Annotated in this window: 18 protein-coding genes; 14 read left to right on the forward strand and 4 right to left on the reverse strand. The window is 59.8% G+C overall.

All coding sequences use genetic code 11. The features are described 5' to 3' along the window. Positions 1-24 precede the first annotated feature (24 nt). The gene (locus tag ACR0BI_RS18905) at positions 25-606 is read right to left on the reverse strand and encodes an NAD(P)H-dependent oxidoreductase (protein ID WP_170648517.1); all 582 of its coding nucleotides are present in this window, start codon (positions 604-606) and stop codon (positions 25-27) included. A 120-nt stretch (positions 607-726) separates the two neighbouring features. On the opposite strand from ACR0BI_RS18905, the gene ACR0BI_RS18910 reads away from it, so the two are divergent. From ACR0BI_RS18910 to ACR0BI_RS18925, 4 genes are all read left to right on the forward strand, one after another. Beyond that, positions 727-1,605, forward strand: coding sequence for a LysR family transcriptional regulator (locus ACR0BI_RS18910; protein WP_480562521.1), 879 nt, complete (start codon positions 727-729; stop codon positions 1,603-1,605). Beyond that, complete coding sequence (locus ACR0BI_RS18915) at positions 1,602-2,513, forward strand: DMT family transporter (RefSeq protein ID WP_170392652.1); 912 nt, start codon at positions 1,602-1,604, stop codon at positions 2,511-2,513. Before ACR0BI_RS18910 ends, ACR0BI_RS18915 begins: the two co-directional genes overlap by 4 nt. A gap of 57 nt (positions 2,514-2,570) precedes the next feature. After that, positions 2,571-2,849, forward strand: coding sequence for a hypothetical protein (locus ACR0BI_RS18920; RefSeq protein WP_170392651.1), 279 nt, complete (start codon positions 2,571-2,573; stop codon positions 2,847-2,849). Positions 2,850-2,930: 81 nt separating this feature from the next. After that, complete coding sequence (locus ACR0BI_RS18925; protein WP_480562520.1) at positions 2,931-3,344, forward strand: universal stress protein; 414 nt, start codon at positions 2,931-2,933, stop codon at positions 3,342-3,344. On the opposite strand, the gene ACR0BI_RS18930 is transcribed toward ACR0BI_RS18925, so the two are convergent. Continuing rightward, a complete protein-coding gene (locus tag ACR0BI_RS18930) occupies positions 3,341-3,673 on the reverse strand; it encodes an ArsR/SmtB family transcription factor (RefSeq protein WP_170392649.1) in 333 nt (110 codons plus the stop codon). The genes ACR0BI_RS18925 and ACR0BI_RS18930 overlap by 4 nt on opposite strands. A gap of 231 nt (positions 3,674-3,904) precedes the next feature. On the opposite strand from ACR0BI_RS18930, the gene ACR0BI_RS18935 reads away from it, so the two are divergent. The 5 genes from ACR0BI_RS18935 (at position 3,905) to ACR0BI_RS18955 (ending at position 6,475) form a co-directional block, all read left to right on the forward strand. After that, the gene (locus ACR0BI_RS18935; RefSeq protein ID WP_170392648.1) at positions 3,905-4,237 is read left to right on the forward strand and encodes an AtpZ/AtpI family protein; all 333 of its coding nucleotides are present in this window, start codon (positions 3,905-3,907) and stop codon (positions 4,235-4,237) included. Positions 4,238-4,239: 2 nt separating this feature from the next. Next, a complete protein-coding gene (locus tag ACR0BI_RS18940; RefSeq protein WP_170392647.1) occupies positions 4,240-4,998 on the forward strand; it encodes a F0F1 ATP synthase subunit A in 759 nt (252 codons plus the stop codon). A 48-nt stretch (positions 4,999-5,046) separates the two neighbouring features. Further along, positions 5,047-5,271, forward strand: coding sequence for a F0F1 ATP synthase subunit C (locus tag ACR0BI_RS18945; RefSeq protein ID WP_005981269.1), 225 nt, complete (start codon positions 5,047-5,049; stop codon positions 5,269-5,271). 86 nt (positions 5,272-5,357) lie between these two features. Continuing rightward, positions 5,358-5,909 (forward strand): F0F1 ATP synthase subunit B', encoded by a 552-nt coding sequence (locus ACR0BI_RS18950; RefSeq protein WP_480562519.1) that lies wholly within the window; start codon positions 5,358-5,360, stop codon positions 5,907-5,909. Between the two features lie 5 nt (positions 5,910-5,914). Beyond that, positions 5,915-6,475 carry a F0F1 ATP synthase subunit B gene (locus tag ACR0BI_RS18955; RefSeq protein WP_170392645.1) on the forward strand — a complete coding sequence of 187 codons (561 nt, stop codon included), beginning with the start codon at positions 5,915-5,917 and terminating at the stop codon, positions 6,473-6,475. An 81-nt stretch (positions 6,476-6,556) separates the two neighbouring features. Here ACR0BI_RS18955 and ACR0BI_RS18960 read toward each other — a convergent pair whose 3' ends face one another. Further along, positions 6,557-7,327, reverse strand: coding sequence for a FadR/GntR family transcriptional regulator (locus tag ACR0BI_RS18960; RefSeq protein ID WP_170392644.1), 771 nt, complete (start codon positions 7,325-7,327; stop codon positions 6,557-6,559). A 151-nt stretch (positions 7,328-7,478) separates the two neighbouring features. On the opposite strand from ACR0BI_RS18960, the gene ACR0BI_RS18965 reads away from it, so the two are divergent. The 5 genes from ACR0BI_RS18965 to ACR0BI_RS18985 all read left to right on the forward strand — a co-directional run bounded on the left by ACR0BI_RS18965 (position 7,479) and on the right by ACR0BI_RS18985 (position 14,041). Next, positions 7,479-8,672: an aminotransferase-like domain-containing protein gene (locus tag ACR0BI_RS18965; protein WP_480562518.1), complete on the forward strand. Its 1,194-nt coding sequence runs from the start codon at positions 7,479-7,481 to the stop codon at positions 8,670-8,672. Positions 8,673-8,717: 45 nt separating this feature from the next. Beyond that, a complete protein-coding gene (locus ACR0BI_RS18970; RefSeq protein WP_480562517.1) occupies positions 8,718-9,113 on the forward strand; it encodes a hypothetical protein in 396 nt (131 codons plus the stop codon). 141 nt (positions 9,114-9,254) lie between these two features. Then, on the forward strand, positions 9,255-12,710 hold the full coding sequence (locus tag ACR0BI_RS18975; RefSeq protein ID WP_480562516.1) for a chromosome segregation SMC family protein: 3,456 nt from the start codon (positions 9,255-9,257) through the stop codon (positions 12,708-12,710). Between the two features lie 54 nt (positions 12,711-12,764). Next, positions 12,765-13,118: a hypothetical protein gene (locus tag ACR0BI_RS18980; RefSeq protein ID WP_480562515.1), complete on the forward strand. Its 354-nt coding sequence runs from the start codon at positions 12,765-12,767 to the stop codon at positions 13,116-13,118. A gap of 125 nt (positions 13,119-13,243) precedes the next feature. After that, positions 13,244-14,041: a class II glutamine amidotransferase gene (locus ACR0BI_RS18985; RefSeq protein WP_170565095.1), complete on the forward strand. Its 798-nt coding sequence runs from the start codon at positions 13,244-13,246 to the stop codon at positions 14,039-14,041. A gap of 10 nt (positions 14,042-14,051) precedes the next feature. On the opposite strand, the gene ACR0BI_RS18990 is transcribed toward ACR0BI_RS18985, so the two are convergent. Next, on the reverse strand, positions 14,052-15,215 hold the full coding sequence (locus ACR0BI_RS18990; RefSeq protein ID WP_170565092.1) for a lytic murein transglycosylase: 1,164 nt from the start codon (positions 15,213-15,215) through the stop codon (positions 14,052-14,054). Between the last annotated feature and the right edge of the window lie 2 nt (positions 15,216-15,217).

The following is a 15,217-nucleotide window of genomic DNA, read 5'->3' on the forward strand; positions in this document are numbered from 1 at the left end:
GACGGTTCAAGGGGGGCAGGTCAATCAGGCTGCCAGTTTGGTGACAGCTTTCTGCGCATTGGACAGGGTTGTTTCGGGGTCCAGTGCCATGCGATCTGCGGCTATGACTTCGACATCATGGATGCCGATGAAGCCCAGAACATGGCGCGCATAGGTGGTGGCAAAGTCGATCTCGGAGCCCACCGCCGTACCGCCTGATGCAACAGCAAGGATGGCGCGTTTGCCTTCCAGCAGACCTTTCGGTCCTTCTTCGGAATAGGAGAATGTCAGACCGGCACGGGCGACCAGATCAATCCAGGCCTTGAACGCGGCGGGAACTGAGAAGTTGTAGATCGGCAGGCCGATGACGATCGTGTCGGCCTTTTGCAACTCGGACACCAATTCGTCCGACAGGGCCAGCAGGTCTTTCTGTACCGCGTCACGCTGTTCGGCGGGGGTGAAATTGGCGCCGATCCAGTCTTCGGTCAGCAGGGGCAGGGGGGTGGCCAGATCGCGGCGGATGATGCGGCTGGCGTTCAGGTGGCGAACCACGCGGTCGGACAGATCGCGGGTGGCAGATCCAGTGCGGCGGGCCGAGGCGTCGATATGCAGGATGGTTTTGGTCATTTCGGGGCGTCCTTTGTTGCGGAATTAGCTTCTGTTGCCCCAATATGGCTGTTGCGTGCATGAACAAAACTCGGATATATCAACAAGCATTGTTAGAATTTGCACATTGGATCAGATGCAATGGACAATTGGGATGAAGTGAGAACCGCCTATCAGGTGGCGCGCATGGGAACGGTCAGCGGCGCGGCGGATGTGCTGGGTGTGCACCACGCCACCGTGATCCGCCATATCGATGCGATCGAGGCACGGTTGGGCGTCAAACTATTCCAGCGTCACGCGCGTGGGTACACACCAACCGAAGCGGGTGAGGACCTGTTGCGTGTCGCGCAGGCAACCGAAGATCAATTCAACCAGTTGGTTGGTCGCATGAAGGGGCGCGGAGACGATGTCTCGGGCGAGATCGTGGTCACCTCACTGGCCTCACTGGCCCCGCTCATCGTACCGACGCTGACCGAGTTCCAGCAGACCCACCCGGGATTGATTGTGCGCTATCTGACCGGCGACCGCCTGTTCCGGTTGGAATATGGCGAGGCGCATGTGGCGATCCGCGCCGGGGCCGCGCCGGATCAACCGGACAATGTGGTGCAGCCGTTCATTCCACAAGAGGTCGGACTATTCGCCAGCAAGGCCTATCTCGCGCGCTACGGCAAACCCGCGGACGTTGCAGATTTCGCCAATCACCACTTCGTCGGCAATGATGACGAAAACAGCCGCGCGCCGTTTTCCCGCTGGCTGCGTGCCAACGCGCCGGAGCAGGCGATCACTTTCCGCTGCACCAATAATTTCTGTATGCGAGAGGCTGTTCTGGCCGGTGCAGGCATCGGCTTTATGGCCCGTTGGGAGGCCGCGCGCGATCCCGATCTGGTCGAGGTGATGGCACCGTTGCCCGAGTGGTCTGGCAAGCTGTGGCTGGTGACTCATGTGGATCTGCACCGGACCACCAAGGTGCAGGCTTTCCTATCCTTCCTGAAAGATCAATCCAGGGGCTGGCTGCCGTGACACCGCAGGCGCGCGGCCATCTGGCCATGCTGACATTCTCGGCTTTGGTGGCGGGCAGTTTCTCGCTTGGCTCAATGGCGGCAAATGAGATCGCACCGTCGGCGATCACGGCAGCGCGCTTTGCGATTGCGGCGGTTGTGATCGGCATCGCTGCGATTGCCACAACGGGCATTCCGCGCAGCGCGGCTCGGGCACCATGGCGCTATCTGGTGCTTGGCGGATTGTTCGGAGCCTACTTTGTCCTGATGTTCTACGGATTGAAAACCGCTCCCCCGGTCAGCGCGGCGGCGGTCTTTACGCTGACCCCGGTCATGTCGGCGCTGGCCGGGTGGGTGCTGCTGCGCCAGATCACCACCCCACGCATGGCGCTGGCCCTGACGGTCGGTGCGGTCGGTGCGCTGTGGGTGATCTTTAGAGCGGATTGGCAAGCCTTTCAGGTCTTCGAGATCGGAGGCGGCGAGATCATCTATTTCTGGGGTTGCGCCGCGCACGCCGTCTATACGCCGATGATACGGCGATTGAACCGGGGCGAGCCTGCGGTGGTGTTCACCTTCGGTACGTTGGTTGCGGGGTGTTTGATCCTGACGGTCTGGGGCTGGTCCGATATCCGTGCAGTAGATTGGGGCAACCTTCCCGGGATTGTCTGGGTGACGCTGCTTTACATCTCGTTGTTTGCGACCGCCGCCAGTTTTGTACTGGTTCAGTTTGCAGCCCTGCGTTTGCCCGCGGCAAAGGTCATGGCCTACACTTACCTGACGCCCAGCTGGGTGATCCTGTGGGAAATCGCCCTGGGACGTCCTGCGCCGACGGCATTGGTGTTGGTTGGTGCCGGGCTCACCGCTGTTGCGCTGTTGTTGCTGCTGAAAGGAGAAGACGCGCCTGCAAATACTCCGGTGCGCTCGAATTGAAGCTTGTGATTTCTACCTGATGTGGCAGCCTGCCTGTCACCACCAAGGAGCTGGGCCATGAAAACAATGTCACTTATTCCCGCATTGCTGGCGCTGTCCGCCTGTGCCCCCGGTAGCGCGAAAGACGCTGCAGAGGCGGACCTGCAAGCCAGCTGCGAAGCTCTGGTGGGCGCCGAAACCGGCACAGGGCCTGATGGTGTCAAAGCGATGTCGACCCAGTCCAGCCCGACAGGCTCGGTCACCAGCGTATTCGTGGCAGGGGCCGAGGCTCCGTGGCTCTGTCGTGCCGACCCAACGGGGGTTGTGACCGGGGTGGAATATAGCCGCGAGGGCTGAGCCTGCCGTTTGGATCGTCCCGACGGGTCAGGCTGGCGAACCGCCCGGGTCGACATATCTCAGGATCAGGAGGACGCCAATATGTTCAAACACATCATGGTCCCGGTCGACCTGCACTTGCCGCCCGAGGTCAAGAAAGCCACCGAGGTTGCCGCGCAATTGGCCAAATGGCAGGGCGCCAAAGTGACCATCGTCAGCGTCACCGGCCCGCAGCCTGGGGATAGCCACCTGACAACAGACGCGATCAAACAAGAATTGCTGACCTGCGCCAGTGAAATTGCGATGCAAAGCGGCACAAGTGTGGACACACGCAACATTCACTCGGTTGATGTCGCGGTCGAGATCGACAAGGACCTGACCCACGCAGCAGAGGAAATGGGGGCCGATCTGATTGTTGTGGGAACCCACGCACCCCAGATCACAGACTATATCCTGTCCAGCCACGCGGGATATCTGGCCAAACACGCCAGCATGTCGGTCTTAGTTGTGCGTTAGGCCTCATCCGGGGGCAGTTCAACTTCTAGAAACCGCTCGAACGCATCCAGATTGACCGGTTCGAACTGTCCGAACCCCTGCATCCAAACCGAGGCCGCACGAAGCGCGTCGGGTTCAAGTTTGCACCACTTCACCCGTCCGCGTTTTTCCTGAGAAATCAGACCTGCTTTGGTCAGGATCACCAGATGCTTTGAAATCGCGGCCAGCGACATTTCGAACGGTTCGGCCACGTCGGTGACGGCCATGTCATCTTCCAGCAGCATCGCTAAGATGGCGCGGCGGGTGGGATCGGCGAGGGCTGCGAAGACAGTGTCGAGGTCGTTGGACATGGTTCCGCTGAACCATAGCCTGTGAGTTTGGTCAACCATTTGGTTGAATATGCGGATTCAGGCTTATCCGCCCGGTCAGCGAATTATACGCCATCGGCAGGTTTCGCGTGGTCTGTAATTTTATTATAAAAATCATATGCTTAGCGACGTTCATGCTGCGGCTTCATTGCCGTTGACTCTGCGCCCTCAGCCCCTTAGCACCCTACCCAAGACTGTGCGAGGGAAACGCCCGTGACCGAAGATGACCAAAAGCAGCGTATGGCGCAGCTGGAGGCCAAGATCGAAGCGGCGAAAAAGGCCAAAGCGCCGAAACCTCGTGCGGATGCTGACGTATCCGGAGGCGAGCTTGCCTGGAGGATGGTCATCGAAATGGTTTCCGGTCTGGGGATCGGATTTGGCATCGGATACGGGCTGGACAGCCTGCTCGGGACGATCCCGATCTTTCTGGTGCTGTTCACATTGCTGGGCCTTGTCGCGGGCGTGAAGGTTATGCTCCGCAGCGCGAAAGAGGTTCAAGAGAAACAAGCGGCCGCAAGCGCGACCGAGAAGGACGAGAGGGACTGAACGTGGCAACCGAGACCACCGCAGAAAAAGGCAGCAGCCTGGCTTTCCATCCAATGGACCAGTTTATCGTCAAGCCGTTGTTCGGCGACGGTGCGATTGCCTGGTACACGCCCACCAACGTGACCCTGTGGCTGTTCCTGGCGATTGCGGCGATCTTTGCCCTGCTGGTTCTCAGCACGTCCAAGCGCGCCATTGTTCCGACGCGGATGCAGTCGGTGGCCGAGCTGGCCTATGGTTTTATCTACAAAATGCTGGAAGACATCTGCGGCAAGGAAGGCGTCAAGTACTTCCCCTATGTCATGACCCTGTTCATGTTCATCGTCTGCGCGAACTTCCTGGGCATGTTGCCCATGTCCTTCACCACCACATCGCATTTCGCCGTGACCATCCCGCTGGCGCTGGCCGTGTTCCTGACCGTGACCGTTTTGGGTTTCGTCAAGAACGGCGCTGCGTTCCTGGGCTTGTTCTGGGTCTCCAGCGCGCCGCTGGCGCTGCGCCCTGTTCTGGCGATCATCGAGCTGATCTCGTACTTCGTACGCCCGGTCAGCCACTCCATTCGTCTTGCCGGTAACGTCATGGCAGGCCACGCGGTTATCAAGGTGTTCGCAGGCTTTGCCGCGATTGCCGTGATCTCGCCCGTGTCGGTTCTGGCGATCACCGCAATGTATGGCCTTGAGGTCCTCGTGTCCTTCATTCAGGCCTACGTCTTCACCATTCTGACCTGTGTGTATCTGAAAGATGCGCTGCATCCGTCGCACTAAGGTCCGAACCCCCAACATCGAAACTTCCAAATCGTAAGGAGAATTCTCATGGAAGGCGATCTCGCACACATCGGCGCAGGCCTGGCAGCAATCGGTTCCGGCGCAGCCGCAATCGGGGTGGGCAACGTTGCAGGCAACTTCCTGGCCGGCGCCCTGCGCAACCCTTCGGCGGCTGCTTCGCAGACCGCAACCCTGTTCATCGGTATCGCGTTCGCAGAAGCGCTGGGCATCTTCGCATTCCTGGTCTCGCTGCTGCTGATGTTCGCCGTATAATCTGCGGAACCTGATCCTTACGCGCAGGTGGGCCCAAGCCATAGCGGCCCATCTGTTGTAAAGACAACGTTCCGACGGAGGACATCATGGCGACTGAACCCATTGCTGAAGAAGTAGTAGGCACATGCGTTGATTCCAGCGGCTACGCCGTCGGGATGCCGCAGCTCTGCTTCGATTGGTTCCCCAACCAGATTTTCTGGCTGGTCATCACGCTGGTCGTCATCTTTCTGGTCCTGTCCCGCGTGGCTCTGCCCCGCATCGCGGCAATCCTGGCTGAACGCCAGGGGACCATTACAAATGACCTGGCTGCGGCCGAAGATCTGAAGGCCAAAGCGGTCGAGGCCGAAGAGGCCTATAACAAAGCGCTGGCCGATGCCCGTTCTGAGGCTCAGCGTATCGCAGCGGAAGCCCGCGCCGAAATCCAGTCTGGTCTGGATGACGCGATTGCCAAGGCGGATGCGGAAATCGCTGCAAAGGCGGCTGAATCGGAAAAGGCAATTGCCGAAATCCGTGCCGGTGCGCTGGAAAGCATTCAAGTGGTTGCCAAGGATACGGCGGCTGAACTGGTCACAACACTGGGCGGCGAGGCGGATGCCAAAGCCATCAACAGTGCAGTAGATGCGCAGACGAAAGGATAAGTGACATGCGGAACACTCTTGCCCTTATCCTGACCGTTGGTGCCGCCAGCCCCGCGCTGGCCGCAAGCGGCCCGTTCTTCTCGCTTGCCAACACTGACTTTGTCGTCACTCTGGGCTTCATCGTCTTTATCGCGGTCCTGTTCTACTTCAAGGTCCCCGGTATGATCGGTGGTGCGCTGGACAATCGCGCCGAAGGTATTCAAGCCGAGCTGGACGAAGCCCGCGCCCTGCATGAAGAAGCACGCAGTCTGCTGGCCTCGTACGAGCGCAAGCAGCGCGAAGTTCAGGGTCAGGCCGAAGCTATCGTTGCCGCGGCCAAGGAAGACGCGGTTCTGGCGGCTGAACAAGCTAAGGTGGATCTGGAAAAATCCATCGCGCGCCGTCTCGCGGCAGCGCAGGATCAGATCGCATCGGCTGAGGCATCTGCCGTCAAGGAAGTCCGCGATCAGGCCATCACCGTAGCGGTTTCGGCAGCCAACGCCGTGCTGGCCAAACAGATGACCGCAACGCAGGCGAACAAGCTGATCGATGCATCCATCGCGGATGTGGGTGAAAAGCTACACTGATCGCCCGGATCATATTATTTTAAAAACCCGAGGGCTTCAGGCTCTCGGGTTTTTTCTTTTTGTGGCTTCCAGTTTGAAGGATCAGACCTCTCCAGTCTCGTGCTTCAAACGCTGTTGCGCTATCTCTTCATTGCGCAGGGCCTTCTGCTGATCGGCCATGCAGCTTTTGACAAAGTTCAGATGATCCTCGACCGCCTTCCGTGCCCCTTTCGGGTCGCGGTCCTGCAGGGCTGTGTTGATGGCTCGGTGCTGGTCCAGAATTGCGTCGCGGGTGGTGCGTTGCTGGAACATGATCTGTCGGTTGTAGAATACGCCCTGCCGCAGCAGATCGAACATCGACCGCATCATATGCAGCATCACCACGTTATGACTGGCCTCGATGATCGCCATATGGAACTGGGCGTCCAGATGCGCCTCTTCTTCGGCTGCATTGCGGGCGTGGGCGTCTTCCATCTTGTCCAGTATGGTCTGCACCACCTTCAGATCGCTGCCCGAGCCCATGCGGGCGGCACGCTCAGCCGCTAGACCCTCCATGTCACGCCGGAATGAGAGATAGTCGAACACTGCCTCGTCGTGATTGCCGAACAACCGGATCAAAGCTGGCGCGAAGGCCGAGCCCAGAACCTCGGCCACATAGATGCCCGATCCGGCCTTGGCAGTCAGCAATCCCTGCTCCTGGAGGTCCGAGATTGCCTCGCGCAGCGACGGGCGCGACACGCCCATCCGCTCGGCCAGCTCCCGTTCTGAGGGCAGGCGTTCTCCGGGGCGCAGAATGCCGCGCAGGATCAGCAGTTCGATCTGGCGCACAACAGCCAGTGACAGTTTTTCGGTTTGAACTTTTTGAAAAGGCATCTGGCTACCACTTGGAATTGGTCAAGTCACTTGACCACGTTTGTAAGGGGCGTTCAAGTCGCTCACAGAGGTTGAAACATTAGGTCAGAATTATTGACATAAGAGGCGCATTGCCTAATCTGCGTCCCAAGGGCGGAGGAGGCCCCCTACGATGAATCAGCTCTACGCCACCCGAACCGCTCGGATGAAGGCTTCCGAAATCCGCGAATTGCTGAAACTGCTGGGCGAGCCCGGTATCATTTCCTTCGCAGGCGGTATTCCCGAGCCCGCTTTGTTTCCAGCAGAGGCTTTCGCCGAAGCGTTTCAAAATGCGCTTAGCCCAGATCAACAGGCGCAGGCGCTGCAATATTCGGTCAGCGAGGGCTATGCCCCGCTGCGTGAATGGCTGGCCGACCATATGCGTGGGATCGGCGTTACGTGCGGCATCGACAACATCCTGATCACCTCAGGCTCGCAGCAAGCGCTGGATTACTTGGGTAAGTTGTTCTTGTCACCGGGTGATACTGCGTTGGTTGGGTGGCCCACATATCTGGGCGCGCTCAATGCGTTTGACGCTTATGAGCCGCGCTTTGACCAGCTTAGCATCAATGGCAATCGTGGGGCTGCCGAATACCAGGCCGCCGCCGGTAACAGCCCGATCAAATTCGCTTATCTTTCCGCCGATTTTGCAAATCCGACTGGTGAGACGGCCGATTTGCGGGGCAGGGAGGCGCTGCTCGATCTGGCAGATGAATTGGATTGCGCAGTAATCGAGGACGGAGCCTATCAAGCGCTGCGCTATGACGGCGATCCGATCCCTCCGATCCTCGCGTTAGAACAGGCGCGCAAGGGATCGATCGAGAACTGCCGGACGATCTATTGCGGCAGCTTCTCGAAAACTCTTTCACCGGGGTTGCGGCTGGGTTGGGTGGTTGCAGCAAAACCGGTGATCTCGCAACTGGTGCTGCTGAAACAGGCGGCTGATCTGCATTCTTCTACGATCAACCAGATGGCGGTGTATCAGGTGGCACGGGATCGCTTCGACACTCATGTCCCCATGCTACGCCAGACCTATGCCGCGCGCCGCGATGCGATGCTTGAGGCGCTCAACCAGCACATGCCCAATGGCGTCGACTGGACCCGACCCGAGGGTGGCATGTTCATTTGGGTCACTCTGCCCAAGGAAATGAACGGCGCCGACCTGCTGGCGAGGGCGCTGGAAACGGTCAAGTTGGCCTTTGTACCCGGTCAGGCTTTCTATCCCGACGACACCGGGTCGAATACCATTCGACTGAGTTTTTCCAACTCGGATGAGGACACGATCCGCGAGGGTATACGCCGGTTAGGAGAAGTGTTGCGCGCCTGAACCGGGGAAAGGTTTCATTAACCATATTGTCGCTAATAAAGCAGCATGATCCGCGTGCTCGCTTTCCTGTGCCTCGCCGCCTGCTCGGGTGGTACACCCTATTTTCGCGACTTGCCCGCAACGCGCGTCGCGGTGAATGGCAGTATCTTCGACGTCCGCGTCCGCAATGAACTGGCCGAGGCCGTCCGCGTGAACCCGCAATACGCGCCGCGTCTGGGTCCGATCCGTGACCGGGCCGCGCTGGCCATGGCGCAGGTCTCGGGCTGTCCGCTTCTGGACGTTCTTGGCGATGCGGCCGTCACTGTGGGCGTGCTGGGCTGCGACCAGGAACTGGGGGAAAAACTGATTTTCGGCGCACTCCTTCGCCGTCCCTATGAATGCGTTGGTTACGGATATTACGAAGACTACGGATATCAGGTCTTTGAATGCTCGCCTTACTGAGATACGCGAGACTCCGCGTAGTTTTGCCAAGATGTTGTGGATAACTTGGTCCAATCTCCCATATCCTGCGCAATCACGTTGACACCTCCCCCATCCGTTGCGCAGACTTCTTACCCATAGGAATCATACCAAGAGCAGCCATTGCGCTTTAGCAAACTCAAACTGACAGGCTTCAAAAGCTTCGTGGACCCGACCGATCTGATCATCGCGGACGGGCTGACCGGAGTGGTTGGTCCGAATGGCTGCGGCAAGTCCAATCTGCTGGAAGCGTTGCGCTGGGTGATGGGTGAAAACCGTCCCAAATCCATGCGCGGTGGCGCGATGGAAGATGTGATCTTTGCGGGCGCTGCCACTCGGCCTGCGCGCAACTTTGCCGAGGTGGTCCTGACGATGGACAACTCGGAACGTTTGGCGCCATCCGGCTTCAACGACAGCGACCAGTTGGAAATTGTCCGCCGCATCACCCGCGATGTGGGCAGTGCCTACAAGACCAACGGCAAGGACGTGCGCGCCCGCGACGTTCAAATGCTGTTCGCGGACGCCTCGACCGGTGCGCATTCGCCTGCGCTGGTGGGGCAAAACCGCATTGCCGAACTGATCAACGCCAAACCCCGCGCACGACGTCGCATTCTGGAAGAGGCCGCCGGCATCTCCGGGCTTTATCAACGCCGCCACGAGGCAGAACTGAAACTGAAAGGCACCGAGGCCAACCTGACCCGCGTGGATGACGTGCTGGAACAATTGGGCGGGCAGTTGGCACAACTCGCCCGTCAGGCCCGGCAGGCGGCGCGGTATCGCGAGATCGGCGAGCTGTTGCGTCAGGCCGAAGGGATGCTGCTCTATCGCCGTTGGAAAGAGGCCGACATGGCCCGTCAGGCGGCCGAGGAAAAGCTACGCGACCGGATCACCGAAGCCTCTCGCGCCGAGGCATCCGCCCGTGAATCCGCCGCCAAACGCGCTGAGATCGAGGAAACCCTGCCGCCCTTGCGTGAGGAAGAGGCCATCGCCGCAGCCGTCCTGCAGCGCCAGCAGGTGCAGCGCGATCAGCTGTCGGATCAGGAAACCCGCGCACGCCAGACGATCGAGACTCTGACCAACCGTATCCAGCAATTGGGCAACGACATCGAACGCGAATCCGGTCTGAACCGGGACGCGGGTGAGATGATCGAACGGCTCGAATGGGAGGCCCGCGAGCTTGCAAAAGCCGCCGATGGCTATGACGAAAAGGTCGCTGAAGCTGCTGAAGTTGCGCGCGAGGCCGCGTCGGTGTTGCAGGATCGCGAAGATCACCTGTCGCAGGAAACCGAAGACATGGCCCGTCTGGTGGCTCGCCACCAATCGGCGCAACGACTGGTTGAAGACAGCCGCAAGACACTGGTTCGTTCCGAGGGTGAGGAAGAAAAGGCCCGCGCCGCCGTGGACGAGGCGCGCAATGCCCTTTCCCGTGCCAGCGAGGCGTTCGAGACCGCGCAAGAGGGTGAGGAAGAAGCCCGCGAAGCTGCTGAGGCAGCGGAAGAAGCACTGGCCGCCGCCGACGAGCTGCGCAACGATACACAGGCGCGTGAGGCCGAGGCGCGCGCCAAACGCTCCGAGGCCGAGGGTGAACTGGGCGCGATAAGGGCCGAGACCACCGCGCTGGCCAAGCTGGTCGAACGCGACACGGCTGAGGGTGGGCAAGTGCTCGACATGCTGCGGGTGGCAACGGGCTTTGAAAAGGCATTGGGGGCTGCGCTGGCGGATGACCTGCGTGCACCGTTGGTCGAGGGCGACGGACCTTCAGGTTGGGTGCAGGTAGCGGGCTATGACAGCGACCAGCCCTTGCCCGACGGGGCCGAGCCGCTGGCGTTGCATGTGTCCGGCCCCGACCGCCTAAGTCGCCGTATTGCGCAGATCGGTCTGGTCGATGCGGATCAGGGCGCGCGCCTGCAGGCGTCGTTGAAACCGGGTCAACGCTTGGTCTCACGCTCGGGAGATTTGTGGCGCTGGGACGGATTCCGCGCCTGGGCCGAGGATGCACCAAGCGCTGCCGCCCTGCGTTTGGAACAGCTCAACAAGCTTGAGGCGCTGAAACAGGAACTGACCCGCACCGAGGCGCAGGCCGAAGGTGCTCGCGCCGCGCATGAAGCGCTGTCGCAGCAACTGGCCGACGTCACCGAAGCCGACCGCCGCGCCCGCGAGGCCCGCCGTGCCGCGGATCAGCGCATGGCGGAAACCGCGCGGATGCTCAGCCGGGCTGAGGCGGATCGAAATCTGGCGCAGGGCAAGCTGGAAACACTGACACTCGCGGTCGACCGTCATAAGGAAGACGCCATGTCCGCCCGCGCACAACTGCGTGAGGCTGAAGGCGCGTTGACTGGCCTGGGCGATCTCGACAGCGCCCGCGCGCAGGTCGAGGACATCAAGCAGACTGTCGAGGCGGCGCGGATCACCATGCTGACCCACCGCTCGACGCATGATGAATTGCGCCGCGAGGGCGAGGCGCGCACCCGGCGCACGCAGGAGGTGACTAAGGACCTCAGCGGTTGGCGGCATCGTCTGGAAACGGCGGAAAAGCGGATATCGGAACTGGCCGAACGCAAGGAAAGCTCGGAAGAAGAACTGACCGAGGCGATGGCGGCCCCCAGCGAAATCGCCGAGGCACGGGAAGAACTGAACGAGCTGATCGAAACCGCTGAGGCTCGGCGCGCCGAAGCCGCCGACAAGTTGGCCGAGGCCGAGACCCAGCAGCGCGAGGTGGTTCTTGCCGAGCGCGAAGCCGAACGTCTGGCCTCGGAGGCGCGCGAAAGCCGCGCGGCGGCTGAGGCGCGTTGCGACGCCGCCAAGGAAAGCGTAGTCGCCGCAGCAGAACGCATTGCCGAGGATCAGCAACTGACGCCTAACCAGCTGCTGAACCAACTGGACGTGAACCCTGATCAGATGCCCGCCGCCGACGCACTTGAAGCCGAAGTGAACCGCCACAAGCGTCAGCGCGACGCCATGGGCGCAGTGAACCTACGGGCTGAAGAGGACAGCAAAGAAGTCCAGGAAGAATTCGACACGCTGAACGGCGAAAAGGCCGATCTGGAAGAGGCGATCAAGGCCCTGCGCAGCGGCATCGCCAGCCTCAACCGCGAAGGACGCGAGCGTCTGTTGACCGCGTTCGAACAGGTGAATTCCAACTTCGCCATGCTGTTCAAGCATCTGTTTGGTGGCGGCGAGGCCAATCTGGTCATGGTCGAAAGCGACGATCCGCTGGATGCGGGCCTTGAGATCATGTGCCAGCCGCCGGGCAAAAAGCTCTCGACTCTCAGCCTGCTGTCGGGCGGCGAACAGACGCTGACCGCGACCGCGCTGATCTTTGGCGTGTTCCTTGCCAATCCCGCGCCGATCTGTGTGCTTGATGAGGTCGACGCGCCGCTGGACGATGCCAACGTCACCCGCTTCTGCGACTTGCTGGACGAGATGTGCCGCCAGACCGATACGCGTTTCCTGATCATCACCCACCACGCGGTGACCATGGCGCGGATGGATCGGCTGTTCGGTGTGACGATGCAGGAACAGGGTGTCAGCCAACTGGTTTCGGTCGATCTGAAAAAGGCCGAGCAGATGGTCGCTTGATCGATCACTGCAACGTTATGAGCCATCACCCGTGTATGAGGGTAGGCTAGCATCATGATCCGATATTTCATCCTCGCATTGCTCGCGGCCAACCCCCTCTGGGCTGCCGAATGGCTCACGAAACCCGGTGACGTCCCCTTGACGCCAGAAGAATTGGAGGCTTTGGCCGGCCGCACTCTCACTTTCTACGACGACGGCCAGTCCAAATACTCGGCTGGAGGGGCCTATTCTTATACCTATGCCAGCGGAGAATCCGCCTTTGGCACCTATTCCATCGCCGGGGACGGCAGTGTTTGCATAGCGTATCGCAATGGGTTCAGCCGATGCGACCTATATGTCCGCAGTGGTGAGCGGTTGATCCTGATCGACGAGAAAGGCGATCGCTACCCGGTCAGAGCGAGTAATTGATCTATTATTCCCGATCAGTTGGTAAATTTGATAGAGGTTTTGAGTAAAAACGGAAGAAAACGGGATAATCATCGTCAAATCACGTTGTAGAATGCCCTGGATCGAAAAACTGATGGGGATGCCAAATGTGCCGTTTTTTGGCTTGGGTTGGGGAGCAGCGATATCTGGATGAATTGATTCAGGAGCAAGAGCAATCGCTTGTCATTCAAAGCCGCAACGCGTTGATCGGGAAGACACCAATCAATGCCGACGGGTTTGGGCTGTCCTGGTATTCTGATCGCGAAACGCCCTGTTTCTACAAGGACACTCATCCCGCGTGGTCCGATGCAAATCTCAAACAACTGGCTCATCATACACGATCACGACTGTTTTTGGCCCATGTAAGAGCGTCGACAGGCACTGCGACCTCGCGCAACAACTGTCACCCATTTGGATTTGGCAAATGGAGCTTCATGCACAATGGCCAGGCTGGAGGGCATGACCAAATCCGGCAGCAGCTCGATGCTATGATCCCGGCACATTTATACGGGCACCGAATGGGTGCGACAGAAAGTGAAGCGATCTTTTTGATTGCTCATGGCGAAGGTCTGGATTCAAATCCGATCGACGCAATGGCACGGGCCGTGGGGCGGGTGGAAGCGCTGTCCCGGCAATGCGGATCGTTGCCTTATATGCGGTTTGCTGCGTGCTGGTCAGACGGCAGCCGTGTATTTGCGGCGCGCTATGCGTCTGATCGTTATGCACCCAGTTTGCATTACCGGGCCTCTGAAGACGGGATAGTGATATCGTCCGAGCCGCTTGATGCAGACAGTGACGGCTGGGTTGAAATACAGCCCAATACCGCCATCGTCACAGAAAGCTCGCTGGTATCTATCCATGCGTTTGATCCGTCAGTGAAACGTGAACCTGCAAAGGTTGCCTAGGCGCTGACCCTTATAGCTGCTTCAGCAGCTGTGTCGTTGGCCACGCATCCGCTGGCAAACCCAGACGCAGTTGTTCAGCCTGCACAGCCGCACGCGTTCCGGCCCCAAGGATGCCGTCGATCTTGCCTACGTCGTGCCCGCGCGCCTGCAGTTTGCTCTGCAACTGTTTCATTTGCGCGCCCGTCAGCCCCGGCGCTGGATTACCTGCATCGTAAATCTGCGCGCCTTCCAGCCGTGTGCCGAAATAAGCGGCGGTCAGGACGTAAACGAAGCTCTGGTTCCATTCGAAATATACGTCGAAATTCGGGTAAGCCAGAAAGGCGGGGCCTTTATGCCCTTGTGGCAGGATCAGTGAGGCAGGCAGATTTGCCAACGACCCACTGCGCGCCTGCACGCCCATCGCCTGCCATTCGGACACCGAGCGGGGCTTGCCGGGGCCAGAGAGAGACCAGTCCATCTGCGCGGGGACGGTGACCTCTTGCAACCATGGCTGACCCGGTTGCCAACCCAGATGCGACAGCATCTTGGCCCCGGACATCAGTGCATCTGGCGCCGAGGTTTTTAGTGAAACCTTGCCGTCTCCGTCCCCATCAACGCCGTTTTCCAGAATGTCGCGGGGCAGCATCTGGACCATGCCGATTTCACCGGCCCAAGCCCCGGTGGTGCGGGCGGGGTCAAAATTGCCCTGGCTGTACAGCTCGATCGCGGCGAAAATCTGCGGGCGGAACAACTCGGGGCGGCGGCAGTCGTGGGCCAGCGTCACCAGCGCGTTGCGAGTGTTGAAATCGCCCTGAAAGGACCCGTAGTCGGTCTCGAACGCCCAAAATGCCAGTAGCACACCGCGCGAAATGCCGTATTCCTGCTCAATCCGGTCAAATACCGCGTCGTATTTGCCAGACATGGCCTTGCCCCGGTCGATCCGGTTCTGTGAAATCAGGCGCCGCGAGAAGTCGATGAATGGTTTCTGGAATACGCCCTGCGCGCGGTCGGCTTTCAGAACGGCTCCGTCCTGCTGCACGCCCTTGAAAAAGCTGTTGACGGTGGATTTGTCGTAACCCTGCTGAATGGCTTCGGCTTTCAGCCCTTTGACGAAGGTATTGAACCCGCCGCCGCATTGGGCGAGTGCAGGCGAGGCGAAGAGGGCGGCGGCAATAAGGCCGGAAAGGAAACGCATAA

Source organism: Ruegeria sp. E5, from assembly GCF_056534105.1.